This is a genomic window from Janthinobacterium sp. MP5059B, assembly GCF_001758645.1.
In the GTDB taxonomy this organism is placed as follows: Bacteria; Pseudomonadota; Gammaproteobacteria; order Burkholderiales; family Burkholderiaceae_D; genus Janthinobacterium; species Janthinobacterium lividum.
Genome location: NZ_LRHX01000010.1, coordinates 225132 through 247363 on the forward strand (window position 1 = coordinate 225132; position 22232 = coordinate 247363).

The 22232-nt window shown below is 61.5% G+C and carries 17 protein-coding genes; 10 read left to right on the forward strand and 7 right to left on the reverse strand.

The genetic code is table 11. The annotated features are described in order from the left end of the window. The first annotated feature begins 124 nt into the window (after positions 1-124). The 6 genes from JAB1_RS13965 (at position 125) to JAB1_RS29585 (ending at position 3595) form a co-directional block, all read left to right on the forward strand. Entirely contained in the window at positions 125-694 is a 570-nt protein-coding gene (locus JAB1_RS13965; protein WP_070280414.1) for a TetR/AcrR family transcriptional regulator, read from the forward strand. A 67-nt stretch (positions 695-761) separates the two neighbouring features. Then, positions 762-2402 (forward strand): sulfate permease, encoded by a 1641-nt coding sequence (sulP, locus tag JAB1_RS13970; protein WP_070280317.1) that lies wholly within the window; start codon positions 762-764, stop codon positions 2400-2402. Then, positions 2399-2788: an Imm1 family immunity protein gene (locus JAB1_RS13975; RefSeq protein ID WP_083299728.1), complete on the forward strand. Its 390-nt coding sequence runs from the start codon at positions 2399-2401 to the stop codon at positions 2786-2788. Before sulP ends, JAB1_RS13975 begins: the two co-directional genes overlap by 4 nt. Position 2789: 1 nt before the next feature. Then, a complete protein-coding gene (locus JAB1_RS13980) occupies positions 2790-3062 on the forward strand; it encodes a hypothetical protein (RefSeq protein WP_070280319.1) in 273 nt (90 codons plus the stop codon). Then, on the forward strand, positions 3052-3429 hold the full coding sequence (locus JAB1_RS13985) for a DUF2750 domain-containing protein (RefSeq protein WP_175445061.1): 378 nt from the start codon (positions 3052-3054) through the stop codon (positions 3427-3429). Before JAB1_RS13980 ends, JAB1_RS13985 begins: the two co-directional genes overlap by 11 nt. Further along, entirely contained in the window at positions 3407-3595 is a 189-nt protein-coding gene (locus JAB1_RS29585) for a hypothetical protein (protein ID WP_139144553.1), read from the forward strand. Before JAB1_RS13985 ends, JAB1_RS29585 begins: the two co-directional genes overlap by 23 nt. A 4-nt stretch (positions 3596-3599) precedes the next feature. Here the strand turns inward: JAB1_RS29585 and JAB1_RS13990 are convergent, their stop codons facing one another. The 7 genes from JAB1_RS13990 to tssF all read right to left on the reverse strand — a co-directional run bounded on the left by JAB1_RS13990 (position 3600) and on the right by tssF (position 12833). After that, on the reverse strand, positions 3600-4079 hold the full coding sequence (locus JAB1_RS13990) for a GNAT family N-acetyltransferase (protein ID WP_070280321.1): 480 nt from the start codon (positions 4077-4079) through the stop codon (positions 3600-3602). Positions 4080-4162: 83 nt separating this feature from the next. Continuing rightward, complete coding sequence (locus tag JAB1_RS29910) at positions 4163-5188, reverse strand: T6SS immunity protein Tli4 family protein (RefSeq protein ID WP_175445062.1); 1026 nt, start codon at positions 5186-5188, stop codon at positions 4163-4165. 101 nt (positions 5189-5289) lie between these two features. After that, positions 5290-7149, reverse strand: coding sequence for a hypothetical protein (locus JAB1_RS28800; protein ID WP_071653356.1), 1860 nt, complete (start codon positions 7147-7149; stop codon positions 5290-5292). Positions 7150-7171: 22 nt separating this feature from the next. Next, entirely contained in the window at positions 7172-9742 is a 2571-nt protein-coding gene (tssI, locus tag JAB1_RS14005) for a type VI secretion system Vgr family protein (RefSeq protein ID WP_254672090.1), read from the reverse strand. Positions 9743-9754: 12 nt separating this feature from the next. Further along, positions 9755-10009: a PAAR domain-containing protein gene (locus tag JAB1_RS14010; RefSeq protein WP_070280323.1), complete on the reverse strand. Its 255-nt coding sequence runs from the start codon at positions 10007-10009 to the stop codon at positions 9755-9757. A 29-nt stretch (positions 10010-10038) separates the two neighbouring features. Beyond that, positions 10039-11028: a type VI secretion system baseplate subunit TssG gene (gene tssG / locus JAB1_RS14015; RefSeq protein WP_175445063.1), complete on the reverse strand. Its 990-nt coding sequence runs from the start codon at positions 11026-11028 to the stop codon at positions 10039-10041. Continuing rightward, positions 11028-12833 carry a type VI secretion system baseplate subunit TssF gene (gene tssF, locus JAB1_RS14020; RefSeq protein WP_070280324.1) on the reverse strand — a complete coding sequence of 602 codons (1806 nt, stop codon included), beginning with the start codon at positions 12831-12833 and terminating at the stop codon, positions 11028-11030. The genes tssG and tssF overlap by 1 nt, the downstream gene beginning before the upstream one ends. Before the next feature lie 174 nt (positions 12834-13007). Here tssF and tssK point away from each other — a divergent pair, with 174 nt between their 5' ends. From tssK to JAB1_RS14040, 4 genes are all read left to right on the forward strand, one after another. Continuing rightward, complete coding sequence (tssK, locus tag JAB1_RS14025; RefSeq protein WP_070280325.1) at positions 13008-14354, forward strand: type VI secretion system baseplate subunit TssK; 1347 nt, start codon at positions 13008-13010, stop codon at positions 14352-14354. A gap of 162 nt (positions 14355-14516) precedes the next feature. Then, complete coding sequence (locus JAB1_RS14030) at positions 14517-17597, forward strand: PAS domain-containing hybrid sensor histidine kinase/response regulator (RefSeq protein ID WP_070280326.1); 3081 nt, start codon at positions 14517-14519, stop codon at positions 17595-17597. After that, complete coding sequence (locus tag JAB1_RS14035; protein ID WP_070280327.1) at positions 17594-19759, forward strand: ATP-binding protein; 2166 nt, start codon at positions 17594-17596, stop codon at positions 19757-19759. Before JAB1_RS14030 ends, JAB1_RS14035 begins: the two co-directional genes overlap by 4 nt. A gap of 175 nt (positions 19760-19934) precedes the next feature. Further along, positions 19935-22145 (forward strand): GGDEF domain-containing response regulator, encoded by a 2211-nt coding sequence (locus JAB1_RS14040; protein ID WP_070280328.1) that lies wholly within the window; start codon positions 19935-19937, stop codon positions 22143-22145. Positions 22146-22232 lie beyond the last annotated feature (87 nt).

Sequence of the window (22232 nt, forward strand, 5' to 3'; positions counted from 1 at the left end):
GGCCTCCCTGGAAACGAAGGTCCAGTATCGGCGCGGCAACCGCATCCAACGGTGCGCTTGCTAACAGAGTGGCGCAAACAGGCGTAAAGTTATATGATGATTGACATAAATGTGGGAGGGCAGCATGAAGGTAAGCAGGGAACAGGCAGCGCTGAACCGCGAGCGCATCGTGGAGGTGGCGGCCAAGTTGTTCCGCGAAAAGGGCTATGACGGCATCGGCGTGGCCGATTTGATGAAGAACGCGGGCCTGACGCATGGCGGTTTCTATGGCCATTTCGCGTCCAAGGAAGACTTGATGATCGAGGCGTGCCAGCATGCCCTGGAGAAATCGCTGGAAGGCTGGCAGGCAAAGGTCGCCAGCGACCCGCAGCGGGCGTTGCCGGCCATTATCGACAATTATTTGACCACCCGGCACCGCGACCAGCCCGGCGGCGGCTGCCCTGCGGCGGCCATGGGCGTCGACGTGGCGCGCATGTCGCCCGGCGCGCGTCCCGCGTTTACGGCGGCCACGCAGCAGCAGTTCGCCTTGCTGCAGGGTTTGCTGCCCGACGGCGCCCCGGAAGAGCGGCGCCAGCAGGCGATCGCCACGTTTGCCGCCATGGTGGGGGCCATGGTGCTGGCCCGTTCCGTCGATGACGAAGCCCTGTCGGCGGAAATCCTCGATGCCGTGAAGGCGCAATTGCTGCAAGAGTGAACGCGTTCCCCCTGTCAGCCGGCCTCGTCGCATGATAGGCTTCGGTTTTCAGATTTCGGGATCATCCATGCTGCTCTGGCTCAGGCAATACCGGCGTCCTCTGTTGGCCGGAGACATCACTGCCGGTATCGTTGTCGCCATGATGATGGTGCCGCAAGGCATGGCTTATGCGCTGGTGGCCGGCTTGCCGCCCGTGGTGGGCATCTATGCCAGCATCTTGCCGCCCGTGCTGTACGCCCTGTTCGGCAGCAGCATGACGCAATCGGTGGGCCCCATGGCCATCGTATCCCTGATGACGGCCGCCGCCCTGGCGCCGCTGGCCGACCCCGGCTCCTCCTTGTATATCGTCCTGGCCGCCCAGCTGGCCTTCATCAGCGGCCTCGTCCTGTTGCTGTGCGGCGTGCTGCGCCTGGGCTTCATGGCCAGTTTCCTGTCGCGCCCCGTGATCAGCGGTTTCAGCAATGGCGCCGCGATCCTGATCATCTGGGGCCAGATCACGCCCTTGCTGGGTGCCACCTGGCCCCACTGGCATACGCCCAGCCTCGTGCTTGGACTGTCCGGCCTGTTGTTCCTGTGGTTGGCCAAGCGTTATCTGTCGCGCCTGCTGCAGCGTTGCGGCCTGAACAAGGTGGCGGCCGACGTGGGCGCACGCCTGGCGCCGATGGCGCTGGTGCTGGCCGGCATCGCGCTGGTCGCCTATGGCGGCCTGGAAGCGATGGGCGTGCAGACGACGGGCCACGTGCCCAGCGGCTTGCCGGGCCTGAACCTGGCCACCTCGAGCGCCCATTGGCGCACCCTGCTGTCGCCGGCGCTCCTGATCGCCTTCATCATCTTTTTGATGAGCATGTCCGCCGCCCAGACCCTGGCGCAAAAACGCGGTGAAAAGCTGCAGACGAACCGCGAACTGCTGGGGCTGGGCGCGGCCAACGTGGCCAGCGCGCTGTCGGGCGGCTTCCCCGTCACGGGATCGATTTCCCGCTCGGCCGTCAATTTCCAGGCGGGCGCCAACACGCCCCTGGCCAGCATCATCACGGCCGGCCTGCTGGCGCTGGCGCTGGTGGCCCCCACGGGCTGGCTGGCCCTGCTGCCGCTGCCCGTTCTGGCAGCCACCATCATCTTTGCCGTCAGCAGCCTGCTGGATTGGGACACCTTGAAACTGTCGTGGCGCTACGACCGCAGCGATGCGCTGGCCCTGCTGGCGACGACGGCCGGCGTGCTGGTGCTGGGCGTGGAAGCGGGCGTGGTGATCGGCGTGCTGTTGTCGATGGGCACCCTGATCTGGCGCGCCAGCCGCCCGCACATCGCCGTGCTGGGCCGCATCCCGAATAGCGAGCACTTCCGCAACGTGGAGCGCTATGAAGCGCAAACCTTGCCCGACGTCCTGCTGCTGCGCATCGATGCGGGCCTGTTCTTCGGCAATGTCGAAGCCGTCACGGAGCGCGTGGAAGACGAGTTGCGGGGCCACCCGACGGCGCGCCATCTGGTGCTGGTGTTGTCGGCCGTCAACCAGATCGACAGCACGGCCCTGCTGGGCTTGATCGAGCTCAACAGCACACTGGCCAAGCGCGGCATCAGCCTGAACCTGGCCGAAGTAAAAGGCCCCGTGATGGACCGCCTGCGCCAGAGCAGTTTATTGCAAGACCTGAGCGGTAAGCTGTACCTGAGCACGGCGCTGGCGACGGCCGATTTAAGTGGGGAAAAAGCATGACGATGGAACTGAACCTGCACGGCGAGCCGCGCGTGGTGGATGGAATTCTTGCGCTGGAGCAAGCGCTGCATGAGGCGCGCGCGCTGGCGCAGTGCGAGCTGTGGCTGACCTTGGCCACGGACGCGGAGCAGGGCCCGGCCCTGTGCATGTTGCGCAATGGTGGCAATGCCTGGCTGATGTATCTGTCGGGGCAGGACGACCTGAGTTTTCACTCGCTGGGCGACGAGGAGGCAGACGGTGCCTGCAGCTATCTGCTGTCGAATGGCCAGGTGGACGAGTATCCCGAGGCATGGTGCGTGGACGTGGAACAATGCCAGCGTGCCTTTGCCGAGTTTTTCAGGACAGGCGGCGCGCGGCCGGCCGCCATCGCGTGGGAGGCGGATTGACATGCCGCAAACCATCATCGCTGATATCGACCGGGACTTGCTGGCCGCGCTGGATGCCAGGGCAGGTTTGCTCACGCTGCGCGCCATCCTGCTGCGTTACAAGGCCAGCGGCGTGACGGCCGCGCCAGTGGCCGCCTTGCTGCAGGAACTGCGCCCGTCTATGAAGGACAGCGCGCAGGAAGGGCCGCTGGAAGACGTGATACTGGACGCCCTCGACATGGTGACGGGCTGGTGCGGGCCGCAATTGCGGGTATGGGATGACCATGCATCCTGAAAAGTTCAAGCAGGTGGTGGGGCTGCCGTCCGCCGAACGCCATGGCTATTTCGTGCGCAAGGTGGCCGATACGCAAGAAGTGTGGGGCTTGCACCGCGATGGATGGGCCACGGCGCAAGTCGATGGCAAGGTCGCCGTCCCGTTCTGGCCGGAAGCCGCGTTTGCGCAGGCGTGCGCCAGCGGCGACTGGGAATATTTTCAGCCGCGCGCCGTCGCGCTCGGCGATTTCCTGGCCAAGTGGCTGCCCGGTATGAACAAGAATGGCCAGCTGGCTTCCGTCTTCCCTGTGCCGCAAGGCAGCGCCAGCATCGCGGCGCCGGCTGATTTACTGAGGGATTTGCAACATGAATCAGAGCAATATGAATGAGGGCAAGGAACGCCTGGATGCCTGGTACGACGGCTCGGCCATCTGCCTGATCGCAATTGGCGCGCACGGCGACCCGCTGGACCTGGGCGGCGATGAAGTGCGCGCCCTGATCGCGAAGCTGCAGCACTGCCTGGCCGAGTCCGAAGCTGCTGCGACGGGCGATTGACGGCTCAGGTGGCCGCCAGCGCCTTTTCCATCGCCACGCTGGCCAGGCTGATGCCGCTCGGGTGCGCATACGCTTGCTCGCGCAAGGCTGTAAAGCCGGCAGCCGCGTAAAACGGCACGGCATTGAGCGACGCGGACAGGTGCAGGCGCGCAATGCCGTGCCCGCGCGCCAGTTGCTCCAGCGCCGCCAGCAGGCGCTTGCCGATGCCGAGTCCCGCGCGCGAGGGGTCGACAAAGACAGCGTCTACTTCGTGTTTATCTACATCCAGCATGGCGTAGCCAGCGATGGTTTCGTTCTGCATCGCCACGATGCCGCCACCCGCAGCCAGCATGGCGGCATAAGAGTCCGGCACGGGTGAAGCCGTCCACACAGTAATTTGCTCCGCTGCATAGTGCGTGGCGCAACTGAAGCGCACAGCCACCGTGCGCAGGACCCACAGGGCGTCAATATCGTCGGGCAGGGCGGGGCGCAGGGTGATGGTCATGGCGGCTTTCCGGGCAAAAAGATCATGCTAGCGCAATAGATGACTTCACGCCAGCATGGCCTACTGCCAGGGTAGTGCATCCATCACTGCGCCGGCTTGTCCGGATCGATGTAATACGAACCCGGCGGCGCACCCGGCACTTTCACCCGGAACTTCAGGCCGGACAGCAGCTTGTCCCACAGGGCGACCGCCTCTTCGTCGGTCAGCGACGCGGCTTCGGCGGCGCCGACCATGTTGTGGGCGACTTTGGTGAACATCCTGACCTCCAGTACCGATGGATTCGCGATGTCCTTTGGTTTGCCTACCAATGCCCATTCAAAATCATGGACACCGTCGGTACGCCGTATCAGCGACTCTTCTCCTTGCCAGTGCTGGACGTTGCGTTTGCCTTCGCGTAGCACGGTTCTTTTGGGATAGCGATTGCCTTGCCGGTCTTTTGCTTGCTGAATTCGGTGAATTAAGGAAAGGGCACCTCTCACATTATTTTCGAACTCAGCAGGCGAGTAGTCACCATAAGCGTTCTTATTCGAGCTGACGGAGAACGTTACATCTGGGAAGCTTGGGAGATACAGTCCCGTATTGACTATTTCTTGTTCGTCATAAATATTGTCAAAAATGAATCCATAAGGAATACAGTTGCCGGATTCGGACGGTATCTCATCTTCTTTGCGTAGGTGTAAATTTTTTGCGCGAACTACTTGTTTTTGTTCAGCACTTTGCTTGGTCTGGCCTTCTGGGGTCGAATCTCCTATCGTAAATGTTATGTTTCCTTTTGTAATGTATGTGTTGAAATATATATCACCTTCATTTTTGGTGTATTCATTCTCAAAATACTGAATCTGCCAACTGTCTTCAATTGGACCTATGCCGTTGTAGATAATTTCCGAGGTTGGATTATTGAACTTTATTTGTTCAATATCCTCTAAAACCTGTATGTCCCTCCCTACCAATCCATCGGTTCTTATTCCAATCGTTGATGGGAGGGATGTCTCGCCAGAAATCAATTCAGCCTCTTGCGGTATGCGCAGGGCATAACGCCCAAAACATGCCAATTTCGTTTGCAGAAAGAGCACTTCAAAACGTTTAGTAAGAGCGATATTTTCTGACACGGCATTCTCCTCGATGGTACTTCGTGCTTTGCAAGGTTGAAATAATCCAAACAATGCAATGGTAGTGAAAAGAATTAATATTTTTTTTTGACTAAACATGATTAGGTCCACTTTGCGGTTTTTGCGATTTGTATGATGGAATACAGCATTGAAGCAAGTACATTGGGATTTGAATAGCTATCTTGATGTCCGTAATCAGTGCCATCTTTTACCCCGTGAATAAATAATCTTTCTTTTTTAAAGCACTTCTCTAAATTTTTTGATGGAACTGTGTCATCGCCAGCGGCGCTGGCTGGCATTAGCTTTAATCGTAATTTTCGAGTGCCAGCTTGAACAACAAGCTCATTTTTAGCATTGTCTTCAAGTAGTGTCCATTTTTCCGATGGAGGTAAATTTTGAATTTCCATAGGAACTGATAGTCCGCTGTTGAGTCCTTCAATTACTTTAAATACGACAGTCCCATAACTTAACCTCTTTGGTGAGGCGCAGTAGCTTGCAAAGGTGGTGGTGTGAAAAGTTTCTTTTATTGAGTTCAGGAATTTGAATGCATCGTTAAGCCTATACTTGACCTTCTCAAGGCCACCTCCACTTTTTTTGTCGATGTTTGCCGGATTTATCCATTTCGGATTTATCAGCCGCCACCACGCATTCGGTGGCTGCAAGTAAATAGCATCCAATGCTGTAGCGCCCTCGCGCGGCCAGCTCCACAGTTCTTTGTCTTGCTGATCTACCACCCTGAGCCATTTTTCACCGTAGACGACGCCAGGCATCATCTCCAGCGGTGCCGGAGCATTCGCCAGAATAGCGGTCGCATGGATGCCATTGATGCCAAGTACCTCTGCTTCGTATTCACCCGCAGTAGTGTCTTTTTCCTGAAAGCCGAAGCGCATGCGTTTATATGCTCCGGCGGCGCCGATGGCGGGCATAACACTGTGATAAATGCCAAGTATTGTCAGGTCCTTGTCGTTAACTATTTTTCCATAGTCGGGATGTATCAAGGTGCGGGCCAGCAGGCCACCCATGCTGTGCGTGACCAGAATGACTTCATGACACTTGAAGCCTCGCTCACGATAACCTTTGACCAGGCCTTTTAGGCGTTTGGCAATGGTCACGGCAGTGACGCCATTGCTCTGCACAAAGTTGTAGCCCATCGCGTGAACTGGATACCAGCATGCCGCGATTTTTTTCAAGTCTTCTTCAGTTATGGGATTACCTGATATGCCACCAAACGTGGAAGGGTCTTTCATCACCGACGCACTCAAGCCACTTGTGCCGCGCCAGACTGGATGCAGCTTTCCACCAAACACTATATTGTTCATATGTTTTTCAGTGTGTTGAAGCATGGAGCCATAAGCGCCATCAAACAACACTTCACTCCAGCCGCGCCATCGCGCCACCTGCGCTGGAGTTGCGAACGCTTGCGGTTTTCCTTGTACCGGACGACTGCCGGGATTGATTCTGTTCGATCCAATCAGGGGGGGAATGGGTGTCAGACTGTCAGGAACATTCTGATGTCGCATATCGGAAGCCATTGTTTCTGGCCCTTCCGCGTCAAATCGTCCATTGTTTTCTGTGTAATGGTAATATTCGACTTCTGTTTCGTTGGGGTCAAACACCAACTGACGTTGTTGAGGCGTAGCCTCTCTGAACCATCCGCCCAAACCAGTTCCGGCGGCGACATCTGCCATTCCCCCCACCCCCATCAAGTCGTCCGGTCGCCATGCTCGATTGTCTGGGCGCTCCAACCGTTTTTGTCGTGCCTTGGAGGTACGTAAGTTGCTGCCCATGACACCTGGCAGAAAAATGATCGGTATAACTTTGCCGGGGGGCTTGGCGACTTCATGGCGTGCTGTATCGCTGGTTCTGGTCATCTGCACTGCATACTCAGCCCATCCGCCCACACCCTGTGTAAATTGTCTTGGATGATTGCCGCGTTTGTTCAGCTCATCGTTATCACTCATGGCAGTTCTCCTTTGTATCGAATCACATAGCTGTCCATGCCGGTGGATTTTTGTAGGCTCGTCGAGCCGTCGTCACCGCTTTTGCCAGCCATGTTGCCGTCCTCTCGCAGTATTTCAAAAAATCGATGCCGACAGCGGGTTCGTCGGCCGCTTCCATCAACAACACTTCCTGATCAAAGCTGCTGCTTGGCCTCTCATTGAATTCCTGCGACACGCTCTTCGGCGCCAGTGTTTCCAGGTTGCCGTTAAAGAGCACGGGAGAAGAGGTGAAGAACTGCACCTTGTCGCTGATTTCCAGCATGTGGTTGGCGCCGTGCAGGCGTACACCTTTTTTGCCCTTGATGTTGACCCAGTCCGCTTCGCTGATCAGAGACAAGACTTTCTGGGCGAGGATTTCCACCTCGTCGCTGTGGGCCTGGATGGACACTTTGCCGCTGGCGGCGATCAGTTTCATGCCGGCCTTGTGCACGAACAGGCTGAAGGTCCTGGCAATGCTGGCAAACATGCTGTCGCCGCTGGCGAGTGAAATATGCTTGCTGCTGGTGAGCGCCACATGCTCGCTGGCGGCGAGGTGGATGGACTGGGCCGTGCTCAGCTCGATGCCGGCCGGGCTGGCCAGCAGCAAATGCGGTTCGGACAGTTCCGGGAAATCGCCGCCGGCGCCCTTGATTGCGGCGTTTTGCCGCTGGATGGACTCGGCGACGGCGCCTTGTTGTGCTGCGCTGTCTTGCGCGCCCGCGTCGACAGCCATGCCGGCCAAGCCTTGCTGCAGTTGACGTGCTTGCGCCAGACGGGCCTGTGTTTCGTCGAGTTGCTTGACGGAGCCGCCACCTGCCGGTGTTTCGGTGGTAATCAGCATGCCTTTGGCCGCGCGCAGGGCGCCCCAGGCGCTGCTGGCCAGTTCAAAGCCCACGCCGCGCGCTTCCTTGCGGCCGGCATTGTCGTCGATGCGGGTGATGTTGCCCAGCGATAGCCGGCTGTCCTGGTGTTCGCTGCGCAGCTGCGCCTGGATCGCACCCTTGGTATCGTCGAGCACGAGATGGTTGGCGCTGCGGGCGCCCAGTTCACGGCTGCGCAAGCCGGACAGGGCACGCTGCTGCGGCAGTTGCCACGGCGGCGGATTGGCGCTGTTGTAGACCACGCCGATGACGATAGGGTGGTCGATATTGCCGTCTTGAAATTGCACAACGACTTCCTGGCCCACGCGCGGCAAGGCGATGTGTCCCATTTGCGGACCCGCCATCGGCATCATGACGCGTATCCATGGCGAGCTGCGCTCATCGAATTCACCCAGACGATCCCAGTGAAACTGCAGGCGGATGCGTCCCAGTGCATCGGTATGGATTTCCTCTCCGGCCGGTCCGACCACCAGCGCCGTCTGCACACCGGCAACCACGCACGGTGTGCTGTTGTAGTCACGACCCGGCCGCCAGCGGATGTCCCGACGCACGCACACCAACTTGTTGACATAGTGGGAAGGTGTGCCAGAGCCAAGCTGATAATTATTGCTGGCGCTATGCATGACTGACAGGATCAGGTACTCGCGTTCGGCAATACTGTCTGGGCGCTCCTGGCCAGGCTGATAGCGTTTTTCCTCGGCGCTGAAATGCCCATCGAGCCGGAAACAAAGGCCGGGCTGTGCGCCACGGTGATTGCCTGCCGCCTCGAAATACTGGCGCAGATGGTCGCTTTCTTCCATGCGGCGCTGTGCCAGGGATTCCCCATCATCGACATTCTTGTAGCCATAGGCGCCCGTGTTTTCATACAGTTCGTGGGAAAATACGTCGCCTTGGCGATTCAGGGAGTAGCCGCTGGCAAGGCGCGGCTGGGGATTTTTATAGTCGAAACTGGCCAAGGTCAGCTGCCCGGAGCCAATCCGGCGCACGGCTTGCCACTGTTGCAGGCCATCGTCTTCCATGGCACCCGATTCGGCGTGAAAACGCATGGCACCATCGCCGGACGCCGTGGCGATCGTGTCCGCCAGGGTGCTGTTGTCCGCGAGCCACAGCGTATGGCCATCGGCGCGGTGTTCGTACCAGTAATGCCAGCCCAGCGCCTCCCAGCGCCGGTGCAGATGGTTGTAGTCGGTTTCATTGTGCTGATTGGCGCAGGTGATCTGTGGATCGTCGCCATGGATGCTGGTTTTCCAGTCGCGCTGTTCGTAATGGGCAAAGGTCGTCTCGGTCAGCTGCATCACGCTTTGGCCATGAAAGGACACATTGTCCTGGCGCAGCCGGGCGAAGGCCAGCCATGGTTGCAGCACCATGCGATACCACGCAAAGCCGCCATCGGCGCGCAGCAGGCAAAACTCGCCCACATAGCCATTGAAGTGGCGCAGCGTGCCATCGTCGCGCACCATGGAAATGGTCACCATGCGTCCCATCATGGCCTTGAGCGCAATATGCGCGTCATCGGACAGCAGTTCGGCCTCGAAACGAAAGTCGCGCGATACCTCTTCCATGCCGGTCAGCGAATTGACCAGCAGGATGGCGCCGGCTGGCCCATCTTCATGGGGGAAATCGATCTTCAGCAGGCGCCGTTCTTGCGCGGCGAGGTCGAAGGCCGACAGTGCCGCCTGGATGCTTGCATGCATGGCCTGCCTCCGTTACAGGGATGTGATCAGGCGGGCGCCGCAGGCGGTGGCATCGCCGTCATAGGCGTACGGCTTGCCCATGTGTTTTGCGCCGGCGCCATCCGGCGTGATCGGAAAACTGCCTTTGCACTTGGGGCAGAACGTTGTGTCGTTGGCCAGCGCCGCCGTCTTCCCCATCACGGTGCTGCCGGACGATGCGCTGGTGACCTTGCCGCCGTGATCGGTTGCGTCTCCGAGCCGGATGACGCCGCGTCCCGCATGTTTCATGCTTGCCTCGCTTTCCAGGAGTGAAGTACTCAAGCCAGTTGCAGCAAATAACGCACTTCGGCGCCGCGTACCTTGCCTTGTGCTGTCTGCAAGAACGTCGTCCAGCCCAAGCGCCGTCTTTTGGCAGGGTTGGAGCTCAGGAGCAGGGGAGTAATGCATGGCGGACTCAATATCAGCCGCACTTCATATTGCAAGTCCGGTACGCCGAACAGCGCCAGCATCTTTGCCAAAGCCGCCGCGCCTGTGCTGCGCGGCAGGAAGCGTTGCAGGCCGGCGGGATCCAGCGGACCGATATGCAGGCACACGCGCATATCCTGCCGCCACAGCCGCAGGCCAAGCGTTGCGCCGCGCGCCAGGGTAAAGTTGACACTGCCCAGCAGGCTGCGCCTATCTTTTTCAAGATAGTCCCAGCCGCCGACAAATTGTTGCAGGGTGACGGGCACGGCGCAGTATTCGGCCAGCGCGGGGCCGATTGCTTGCGCGGAGACGGGGCGGCAGCGCAGCAGACCCGCGTACCAGGCCGCGACGTCCTGCGTCATGGCATCGGGTTCGGCGCTCGGCGGCAGCGCATTGCGCCGCACGCCGGCCAGTGCCGTCAGCAATGGCCGTTGTACATCCGTTGCGTGGGTCTGCAGCGAGGATTCCAGCCGATACTTTTCCCACGCCTGGTAATACAGTGTGAGCATGCGGTGCGAAAAGATATCGAGGAAGGCCGGAACGCCGGCGTCTTTGCTCGACAAGCGGTGGCTGGCGATACGTTCCGAATGGTGCAAAGGCAAGGTACCGCCGATGCCCAGAAAGCGCATGAACGTCGGTATCAAGGTCAGCTGTTCATTGTCGTCGAGCGAGAGCTGCTCGATTTCACTGGCGGGAAAACTCAACGACAAGCTGTTTTTGAAGCGCAATACCTGGCCGAAGGCTTGCGCATGGGAGACATTCTGCCGACGTAGCCAGCACAGCAGAATACGCACCGCCTGCACGAACTGGTAGCGGTGCGGCTCGGCCAGCAAGTGGTGCATTACACCAGATTCTGCAGTCCGCTTCTTGGTTTGCATCGGATCAGCTCCTCTCCGCTTTGCAGTGACAGCACCACCAGTTCGATGAAACTGTTGATTTGCACATATAGCCCAAGGAAGTGATCGATCACCTGCACAAACAGGTGCATGCTGCTGCCGACGAACGCCCCCTCGTCAAGCGTGATGCGCACCTCAACGCCATGCGCCAGCGAGGTGCCGCGCCTGTGCCGCAGCCAGGTCGTGGTCGGCGAGTGCGACAGCGCGACGATGCCGTCGATCTGGCGTTGCGAGCTTGCCGATTGGGACAGGTCATACAGTGTCAGCATTTCGCGCAGCGCCGGCAAGCCCTCCTGGACCAGCGCGTGATGATTCAGCGTCAGGTGCGAAATCAGGCGCCAGTGCAGGCCCGCGCCCGGTGAAAAGCGTCGCGGCTGGCTGGGGCGTCGCAGCATATGCAATGCGGTTCCGCCGCCGCACGGTTGCAAGTCTCCTTGCGGTTGGCCGTATTTGAGCGACAGCGGAAGATCGCGGTTACTACATGTCAGCGACAGCGACAGGCTGGCCTTTTCATGGATCAAGGGATTGAAGTCGCCATCGACCAGCGTGATTTTCTTTTCATGGCCAGGACTTTTGATGGCCAAAGCCATGTCGTGGCGTACGACCCAGTAATGGCCTTGTTGCGCTGCGCCCTCGCCATGGCGCAGGCTGTACAGTGGACGAAATTCGGTCAGCGTGCTTTCGCCTCCCCGCTGGCGTAACAAGCGCACTGCCTCGACAGTGACGACTTCGTAGCCATGGGCATGGGTAGCATGGGCCAGCACGGAGTAGTCGGCTTTCTGCCGGGTGATGGCGATCGGCACGCCTTCCTGGCGGAAAAGATTGACCGCCGGACTGCAGCCCAGCCTTAAGTTTTCGCTGGAAATGTTGGACAACATGCGTGCCGCAGCGCAATCGGGTCGCAAACCTGCCATGCACAGATGCAGGGTAAAGCGCTGGCACCCAGGCGGCAGGGCCGCACTCAGCGTCGCGATATCGATGTCGAAGAAATTGAATTTTTCCGGATATGCAAAATACTCGCTCAGGATGCGGTAGGCCGGCTGGGAACGGGCACCGAAAGGTATCAAGGCCTCCGTGTCGGCGAAGCCGACGGGCGTCAAGGGCACGGCGGGTAAAGCAAACCATTGCACTGCGTCGATGGACACAAAAGCGCAGACTGCATGCATGAACAAGGCATCGCGCAATGCGGCGGAAAAAGAAGCTTCGCCATCGATGAAAACGCGCAGTGATGCAGGCGCTGCGTCGAGATGCCGGATGCCAATGTTCAGCGAGGAACTGGCTTGTGCTGGCAGGCGTACGCCTGGCGGCGCCTTGATCATCGTATCGAAAAACGTGCTTTCCAGTATCGATGCTCCTGTCGTCACGCCATAGGCAGTCTTGAAGCGGCAGCGCACGCCGCGCACAGGCGTCGCATCCATTTCACTGCCGGCCGGCAAGTGCAATACGCCCGCTCCAGTGGCTGGGGCGGACTGGTGAACGATGGTGCAGGATGGAAAGGGGCGCAGATAATGGGGGAACAGGGCTTCGAACAAGGCTTCGGTAAATTGCGGATAGTCGTCATCGAGCCGTTTCGAGATGCGTGCCGCCAGCATGGCAACCGATTCGATCAAGTGTTCGACGTGCGGATCTTCGCAAGACTCGCCGGACATGTGCAGTTTGCCGGCGATTCGCGGATAGCGTTCGGAGAACTCACGGCAATGTCGCCGCAGCATCACCAGCTCGCGTTCGAAATACGGCAGCAAGTCCTCCATCTCTGTTTCCTGTGTCTTTGCGGCAGAATGGCCAGTATCCGAGCGTTTGCTCAAAGATAAATTGCGTTTGCGCAAATAATTGAATAGGGTTGCTGCGCAATATCAAAGACGTCAACGCTGGCAACATCAGACTGGCAAGGCAGCATGATTCCAACGGTCAACATGGAGAACGCAATGACATTGCCATCCAAATTACTTTGGTCCGAAGGACTGGCCATCGGTCCCCAGCAGTTCCAGCAGATGGACCGCTACCATGAAGCGCGCCTGCAACGTCTGGCCTCGCTCATTAATCCGCATTTATGGGGCGTGCATGGCATCAGCTGGAATGCGGATGCATTGGCCAACAACAGCCTGCGGGCGGACGCCATGTCGCTCGTCTTTCAGGATGGCGAACTGTTTGAAGCGCCGCTTGGCGATGTATTGCCCGGTGCCGTTGACCTGTCCCAGCTGCCTTCCAGCGAACATAGTTTTACGTTTTATGCCGCGCTGCCCGCGCTGCAGGCACATGGCGGCAATTCGAGTTCTGCCGGCGCGCGCTATGTTCAGGTGGATATCGAAACTCCGGATCTGTACAGCGAAGCAGTCAGCATTGACGTGGCTTACCTGAAGAAACGCGTGTATCTGCTGTCGCAACTGGATCCCCTGAACGATTACCTTGCCATTCCGCTGATCCGCCTGTACCGCGCTGGCAACGGCGGCTTTGAAGTCGATACGTCCTTCATCCCGCCTGGCCTGACCATCAGCGCCGAGTCTTCTCTGCAGAAAATGCTCGAGTCGCTGATCGACCGCATGGGTGCGAAAGTTGAGGCGCTGTACAGCCGCCACCGTCAGCCCGGCAAAGATACGGTTGAATTTCATGGCGGGGATGTTTCCTCATTCTGGATGCTCCATACCTTGAGCACGGCCAGCGCCATGCTCAGCCATTGCGCCAGTTATCGGCGCCACCATCCCGTATATTTGTTTGAAAAATTGATGGCATTGGCCGGTGGCTTGATGACGTTTTCGAAAAAATACACACTGAGCGATTTGCCGGCGTATTGTCACGATGACGCGGCTCCCGGTTTCGGCAAGCTCGATGGCATCATTCGCGACCTGATCGATACTGTGCTGCTGTCGCGCTACTTCCCGATTGCACTGTCCAACGACATGCAACAGAACACCCACTATCACGGCTTGCTCGATGCCAAGCGGATTGACCGGCAGACCGAACTCTGTCTTGCAGTAAACGCCGATATGCCTGCGCTGGAACTGGTCGCCACAGTGCCATTGCAGTTCAAAGTTTCCTCTCCGGACACTATCGAACTATTACTGGGCCGGGCACTTCCGGGTGCCGAGTTGCGCCATATGGCCCAGGTCCCTGCCGAAGTGCCAGTGCGGCCCAATACGTATTACTTTTCGATCGATAACAAGGGCAGTATTTATGACAGCATGATCAAGGCCCAGGCGATTGCGATTTATGTGCCGTCTGGCATAAAAGGGTTGAAGCTGGAATTGTTCGGTATCAGCGGTACCGCCGCGTAACGATGGTGGGCGCTGCGAGCGGATGTCTTGTCAAAAGATTGCCCTAAGGAATAGACTTGCCCCTGCAGTTGACGTTATCATGTTTTTGTAAGTGTCGGTGGCTGAGCAGTCAGCGCATAGTTGAAACATGGTGACAGGCGGGAGTGAGCATGGGCATGGCGAATGATGCGTGATGTGCCGGGCGGCTGGCGGCCTGGCGGCGGGATGGGCAGGGCAGCGGTGCGTCGCTGTGGCCGCGCATTGCTGCTGGCGTTCTGTGTCGCCGCAGCCCCGGCCGCCGTGTCGGCTGCGCCGCCGGCCGCTGCGCCGCCGCACCAGGGCCAGCGCGTGCTGTTTCTCAACGCCTACGATTACGGCCGCGCCGGCGTGGAGTCGTACACGCGGACCTATGTGGCCGCCATGGCCGCCGCGGGCCTGGCCAGCGAAGACATCATGGTCGAGCACCTGAACCTGAATACCCAGGGCGACCCGGCGCTGCGCAACGAGATGCGTGATTTGTTGCTTTTAAGATACACCCAGATGATGGGCCGCAAGGCCGACCTGATCATCGCCATGCAGCAGCCGGCGCTCGATTTTTTATTGTCCGACCTGGCGCCGCTGGCGCGCGGCGTGCCCGTGCTGGCGATTAACACCTCGGGCAAGGCTTTGCCGGCCGGCAGCCCGGCATCCATCTGGCAGCAAAAGGCGAATGTCGATTTCCCCGGTACCCTGGCGCAAGCCATGGCGCTGTTCCCGGAGACCAAAACCATCGCCATGGCCGTCGGCGCCAGCGAGGCCGACCAGGCATTGAAGCGCAACATGCAGCAGGCGGCGCAGGCATGGCAGGGCAAGGTGGCCATGCGCTACCTCGATGACCTGACCCTGGAGCAGATGCGCGCGGCCGTGGCGCACCTGCCCGCCGATACCTTGCTGGTGGCGGGCAACGTCAACCGCGATGTGGACGGCGCCATCGCCACGCCCGTGCAGTTTGCAGGGGAACTGGCGCGGCTGGCGAACGTGCCCGCGTTCGGCATGTACAACACGAACGTGGGCAAGGGGATCCTCGGCGGCTCCATCCTGCACATCGAAGGGGCCGCGCAGCAGGTGGCGCAGATGTCGCTGGCCGTGTTGGCCGGCAAGGCGCCTGCCGCGCCGGGCGCCTTGCTGCCGCCGGTCCGCCCGGTGCCCATGTATGACTGGGAACAGCTGCAGCGCTGGGATGCGGACTTCAGCCGGCTGCCGCCGCACACCCTGTTCTTCAACCGCCCGCCGCAACTGTGGCACGAACACCGCGTCGCCGTGCTGTCGGCCGGCGCCGTGTTTCTTGCCATGGCGTGCATGCTGAGCGCCTTGCTGCTGCAGCGCCGCCGCCTGCGCCGCGCCGAGAGCGATGCGCGCGAAAGTGAGCAGCGCTTCCGCATCCTCGTCGAGCATGCGCCCGAAGCCATCGTCGTGTATGACCTGGACCTGGACCGCTTCATCGACGCCAACAGCAGCGCGCAGCGCATGCTGGGGATGTCGCGCGAAGCGCTGCTGGCGCGTGGGCCGTTCGACCTGTATACCGGCGAGCAGCCCGATGGCCTGCCGCTGGGACTGATGATGGAAGAGCATCTGCGCCGCGCCATGCTCGGTGAACCCATCCTGGTTGAACGCAATGTGCGGCGCGCCGACGGCAGCATCTTTCCCTGCGAAGTGCGGCTGGTGCGCTTGCCGATGGAAGGGCGGCGCCTGGTGCGCAGCGGCATCGTCGACATTTCCGAGCGCAAGCAAAGCGAGCAGGAGCTGCTCGGCTACCGCGACCATCTGGAAGAATTGGTGCAGCAGCGCACGGCGGCCCTGTCGGTGGCCGTCACCGAGGCCGAATCGGCGAACCGCGCGAAAAGCGTCTTCCTGGCCAACATGAGCCACGAATTGCGCACGCCCTTGAATTCCGTGATCGGCTTTTCGCAGATGATGGCCGATTCGAGCAGCATGTTCGAGGAAGAAAAGCATAACCTGGCCATCATCAACCGCGCCGGCCATCATTTGCTGACCTTGATCAACGATATCCTGGAATTGTCGAAGATCGAGGCGGGCCGCATGCAGCTGCAAGCGGGGCCCGTGGACTTGAATGGCTTGCTCGACGAGGTGCTCGAGATGGTGCGCATGCGCTCCGGCGACCAGGGCATCGCGCTGCGGCTCGAACGTGCCGGCGTGCCGCCGCTGGTGCGTCTCGATGGCGCCAAACTGCGCCAGGTGCTGTTGAATTTGCTGTCGAACGCGCTCAAGTTCATCGAGCAGGGCAGCGTGACCCTGTCGCTGGCCTGCCAGGCGGACGGCGATGGACAGGTGGCGCTGGCGTTTGCCGTGCGCGATACGGGCAGCGGCATCGCGGAAGAGGATCTGGAGCGCATCTTTGAACCGTTCGTGCAGGCCGACAGCGCCGTGGCGCAGGCTGGCACGGGACTGGGGCTGACCATTTCGCGCGAATTCGTGCGTCTGATGGGCGGCGAGCTGCGCGTCGAATCGACCCTGGGGGCCGGGTCCCGCTTCAGTTTCGAGCTGCGCGCGCCGGTGCTGCAGCAGCCGGCCATCGCGTCGCTGGCGCCGGGCCGCGTGGCGCGCCTGCCGCCAGCCCAACGCGGGCGCATGGTGCTGCTGGTCGACGATGACGATAACTGCCGCAAGCTGCTGGCCGGCTTGCTGGCGCCGCTGGGCTTCCAGCTGCAGGAGGCGGCGGGCGGCGTGCAGGCGCAAGCCATGCTGGCGGCGCAGCGCTACGACATTGTGCTCAGCGACTGGCGCATGCCGGACATGGATGGCCTGGCGCTGACGCGCTGGCTGCGCGCGCAGCCGGCGCTGGTGCAGCCGCGCCTGGTGATCATGACCGCCTCCGCCTTCGAGGAGGAAAAACAGGAAGCGCTGGCGGCCGGCGCCGACGGTTTCCTGCGCAAGCCGATCGAGCAGGAACACCTGTTCGCCATGCTGGAGCAGCAACTGGGCGTGCGCTTCCAGCGTACTGCCGCCGCGCCGCCGCGCGTGCCGGTGGCTGTCTTTGACTTGCAGCAGGCGCTGGGCCAGCTGGGCGCTGCCGAGCGGCAGGCGCTGCTCGAATCCGTGCAGGCCCTCGATCTGCGCCGTAGCGCCATCGTGCTGGCCGGCGTGGCGACCAGCCTGCCGCAGCTGGCCGCGCATATCGCCGCCATGCTGGAACAGCATCAGTACCAGCCGCTGTGCGCCTTGCTGGCGCAACTGGCGAGCGAGCCGCAGGGCGAGGACGCATGACTTTTCACTTGCCCAAAGACGCGCGCCTGGGCGGCGTGTCCATCGTGCTGGCCGTCAGCGTGGCGCTGACCTTTGTCGTCACCGCGCTGCTGCTGGTGTTTGCCGTGCTGTTTTACCAGTCCGAACGCGAGCAGCGCTGGCAGCAGCTGCATCGCAGCCTGGCCGTGAGCGCGGACCAGCTGGCCGTGGCCATCGAACTGCCATTGTGGAATCTCGATGAAAAGCAGATGCAGGCCATCATGCGCAGCATGCTGGGCAAGCGCGACCTGGTGGCCAGCTCCCTGACGCCGGGCATTGGCAAGGAAGCGCTGGTCTTGCGCCGCACTGCAAGCGGCGCCATCGACAGCTTTTCCTCGTTGTCCGCGGAGCCCGACTGGCTGGTGCAGCGGCGCCCCGTGACCATGGGCGGACAGGTCATCGGCAGCGTGGCCGTGTATGCGACGCCGGCGCTGCTGCACGCGCAGCTGCAGCAGCGCGCGCTGGGCATCGGCGCCATGATCGTGGCGCTCGACGTGATCCTGGTGGCCAGCGTCTGGCTGCTCATGTGGTGTCTGATGCTCAAACCCCTGAAGGCGATCGGCCAGTATGCGGCCGGCATCAAGGCGGGGCAGGGCGAAGCATTCGGCACGCCGCCGAAAGCCTGGTTCCTGGGCGAACTGCGCACGCTGTACCGCTCCATCCGCGACATGGTGGCACTGCTCGACAGCCGCTACCGCGCCCTGCAGCGCAGCGAGGAGCGCGTGCAGATGGCCACCGGAGCGGCCAGCATCGGCATCTGGGACTGGAACGTCATCAACGATGCCTTGCAGTGGGATGAGCAGATGTATGCGCAGTTCAAGGCCGATGCGGACAGCAGGATGGCACCCGCGGCGATCTGGCGCGCGGCGCTGATGCCCGACGACGTGCCGGCCGCCAAGGAAGCCCTGCGCGCCGCGCTGGGAGCCGGCCAGGCGTTCACGCACGAGTACCGTATCCTGTGGCCCGATGGCGCCATCCGCTACATCAAGGCCGATGCCGTGATCTTCCGCGACGGGCAGGGCCAGCCCATGCGCCTGGTGGGCTCGAACTACGACATCACGGCGCACCGCGAGGCCGAACTGGAACTGCTGCGCCACCGCCATCACCTGGAAGAACTGGTGGCCGAGCGCACGAGCGCCCTGTCGGTGGCCGTCAGCCAGGCGCAGGCGGCGAACCGCGCCAAGAGTACCTTCCTGGCGAACATGAGCCATGAACTGCGCACGCCCTTGAATTCCGTGATCGGCTTTTCGCGCCTGATGGCCGCCTCGCCCAACATGCAGGACGATGAAAAGCGCAACCTGGCCATCATCCACCGCTCCGGCAATCATCTGCTTACCCTGATCAATGAAATCCTCGAACTGTCGAAGGGCGAGGCGGGACGCCTGCACGCGCAGACGGCCGTGGCGGCGCTGGCGCCCCTGTTGCAGGAAGTGATGGACATGCTGGGCATGCGCGCCGAGCAGCAGGGCCTGGCCCTGCGCCTCGATTGCGCGGACCTGCCGGCGGCCGTGGTGCTCGACGCGACGCGCTTGCGCCAGGTGCTGCTGAACCTGATGTCGAACGCCGTCAAATTTGCCGGCGGCGGTGAAGTCACCTTGCGCGTGCGCGCTGCGCGGCGCGATGGCGATCAATGGATGCTGTCGTTTGCCGTCAGCGACACGGGCATCGGCATCGCCCCGGAGGACCAGCAGCGCATTTTTGAACCCTTCGTGCAGGCCGACAGCGCGGGACCGAAGGATGGCACGGGCCTTGGCCTGGCCATTTCGCGCGAATTCGTGCAATTGATGAAAGGCGAACTGACAGTGGAATCGATGCCGGGGCAGGGCGCCACCTTCCGTTTCAGCATACCCGCGCAGGCGGCGGAAGCGCCCGTGCAGGTGTCCGTGCCGCTGCCGGCGGCGCCGGTGCCCGAGGCGCCGCCGGCGCTGCGGGCGCGAGACTTGCAGTTGCTGGCAGGTGAAGAGCGCGCGGCCTTGCTGGTGGCGCTGCGCGAATTGAACCTGGCCAGGGTGGCGCTGCTGCTGGATGACTTGCCGCCGGCGGCTGCGCCCGTGCTGGCGCCGCTGCAAGCCATGCTCGACCAGCATCAGTACCGCCAGCTGTGCGACTTGCTGGAGAGTGAGGGTGCGCCGGCGCACGCTTGAAAAGTGTGGGCTGACAACATCGGATTCGATGAAAAGACGGGCTAAGTGCCACCGATGGATGGTGCTAAATTGCAATAAAGATTATGATGATAGTACGTAGTTCATCGCAAAGAAATGTCTTGTCCAGCGCGGCAACGGATCGCCGCGCCTCATCCAAAGCTGAGAGAACTGCTACATGCACCGCGATTTTTCGGAAGTGAACTCGAAGGGCGAAGTACTGATCGTTGAAGATACGCCGGCTTCGCTGAAGCTGTTGAGCGATTTGCTGGGCGGCGCCGGCTATGCGGTGCGCCAGGCGCCGAACGGTGAACTGGCCCTGTGGACGGCCCAGGCGCGCCCGCCGGAGCTGATCCTGCTCGACGTGCGCATGCCGGGCCTCGACGGCTTTGAAGTGTGCCGCCGCCTGAAGGAGATACCGTCCCTGCGCCAGGTGCCGGTGATCTTCCTGTCGGCCCAGTACGACACGGACGACAAGGTGCGCGGCTTCGCGCTGGGCGCCGTCGATTTCATCGCCAAGCCCTTCCAGGCCGAGGAGATACTGGCCCGCACCGATGCCCACGTGCGCCTGGCGCGGGCGCAGCTGCAGCTGGCGCAGGAGCGCGCCAACCTGGAACGGCGCGTGGCCGAACGCACGGCCGAACTGGAGCAGGTGGCCAGCACGCTGGCGCGCGAAGTGCAGATCCGCCGCGCCAATGAAGAATTGTTGCGCTTGTCCGGCCAGGTCTTCGAAGCGACGCAGGACGCCATCCTGATCACGGATCCTGCCGGCGTCATCGTCACGGCCAATCCCGCCTTTACGCGCATCACCGGCTACGCGGCGCAGGAAGTGGTGGGCACGGACATTTTGCGCCTGCACGCCGAATACACGGGCGAAGCGGTGCTGCTGGCCCTGCGCCAGGGCTTGCGCAGCAGCGGCTGCTGGTCGGGCGAGGTGCAGACGCGGCGCAGGAGCGGCGACACCTATCCCTGCCTGCTCAGCGTCTCCACCGTGCACGGGCCCGACGGCGCCGTCGTCAACTACATCGGCGTCTTCCTCGACATCAGTGAGCGCAAGGCCGAGCAGCATCTGATCGATTTCCTCTCCTACCACGACGCGTTGACGGGCTTGCCGAACCGCGTGCTGCTGCGCGAGCGCTTCGAACAGGCGCGCGCGAACGCCCTGCGCGACAGCCAGCAAGTGGTGCTGATGTGCCTGGACCTGGACCGTTTCAAGAACATCAACGATTCGCACGGCCAGGCCGTGGGCGACAAGGCGCTGCAAGTGGTGGCGCGTTTCCTGTCCGGCTGCGTGCGCGAGGGCGACACGGTGGTGCGCCAGGGCGGCGACGAATTCCAGATCCTGCTGCAGGACGATGCCCTGCTGGGGCGCACCCTGGGGCTGGCGCAAACCATCCTGGCCGGCTTGCGCGAAGAACTCAGCGTCGATGGCGAGCGCCTGGCGCTGACCACCAGCATCGGCATCGCCATGTGCCCGGCCGACGGCGACAGCCTCGACGACGTGCTGCGCCACGCCGATACGGCCCTGGTGCGCGCCAAGGAAATGGGACGCGACCATTACGCCTTCTTCACGGAGCGCATGGGCAGCGATATCCGCGCCCGCCTGGCGATGCAGCAGCAGCTGCGCGGCGCCATCGGCCGCGATGAATTCGAAGTGCACTACCAGCCGCAGATGTGCTTGCGCACGGGCGCCTTGCTGGGCGCGGAAGCCTTGCTGCGCTGGGATAATCCGGTGCTGGGCAAGGTGCCGCCCGGCCTGTTCATCGCGCTGGCAGAGGAATACGGTTCGATTACGGCCATTGGCGAATGGGTGCTCGAAAGCGTGTGCGCGCAGATCCGCGCCTGGCACGACGCGGGCCTGGGCAGCATCAAGGTGGCCGTCAATCTGTCCGGCAAGCAGTTCGCGCAAGACCGCACGGTGCCGTTCGTCGAGGCGGCCTTGCGCAAATACGGCATCGCGCCCGCCTGCCTCGGCATCGAGATCACGGAAAGCACGGTCATGGGCGATCCGGACAAGGCCGTGGCGGCCCTGACGCGCCTGAAGGATATCGGCGTGGGCATTTCGCTCGACGACTTCGGCACCGGCTATTCCAGCCTGGGCTACCTGAAGCGCTTTCCCATCGACGTGCTGAAGATCGACAAATCGTTCGTCGACGATGTCACCACCAGCAGCAGCGATGCGGCCATCGCCCGTTCCGTCATCTCGCTGGCGCACAACCTGGACATGCGCGTCATCGCCGAGGGTGTGGAAACGCGCGAGCAGGTGGATTTTTTGACGGAACACGGCTGCGACGAAATGCAGGGCTATTACTTCAGCCGCCCCCTGGCCGCGGAAGCCTTCACGGCCTTGCTGCGCGAACGGCGCACCCTGGCCGTGGCGGCGGCCTAAGCGCCGCGGTGCGGCCGATGCACCATGCCGGTGCGTTCGCTGCAGCGCGGTGCACAATTCTCACTTTTATTTCCCCTGACGCTGGCA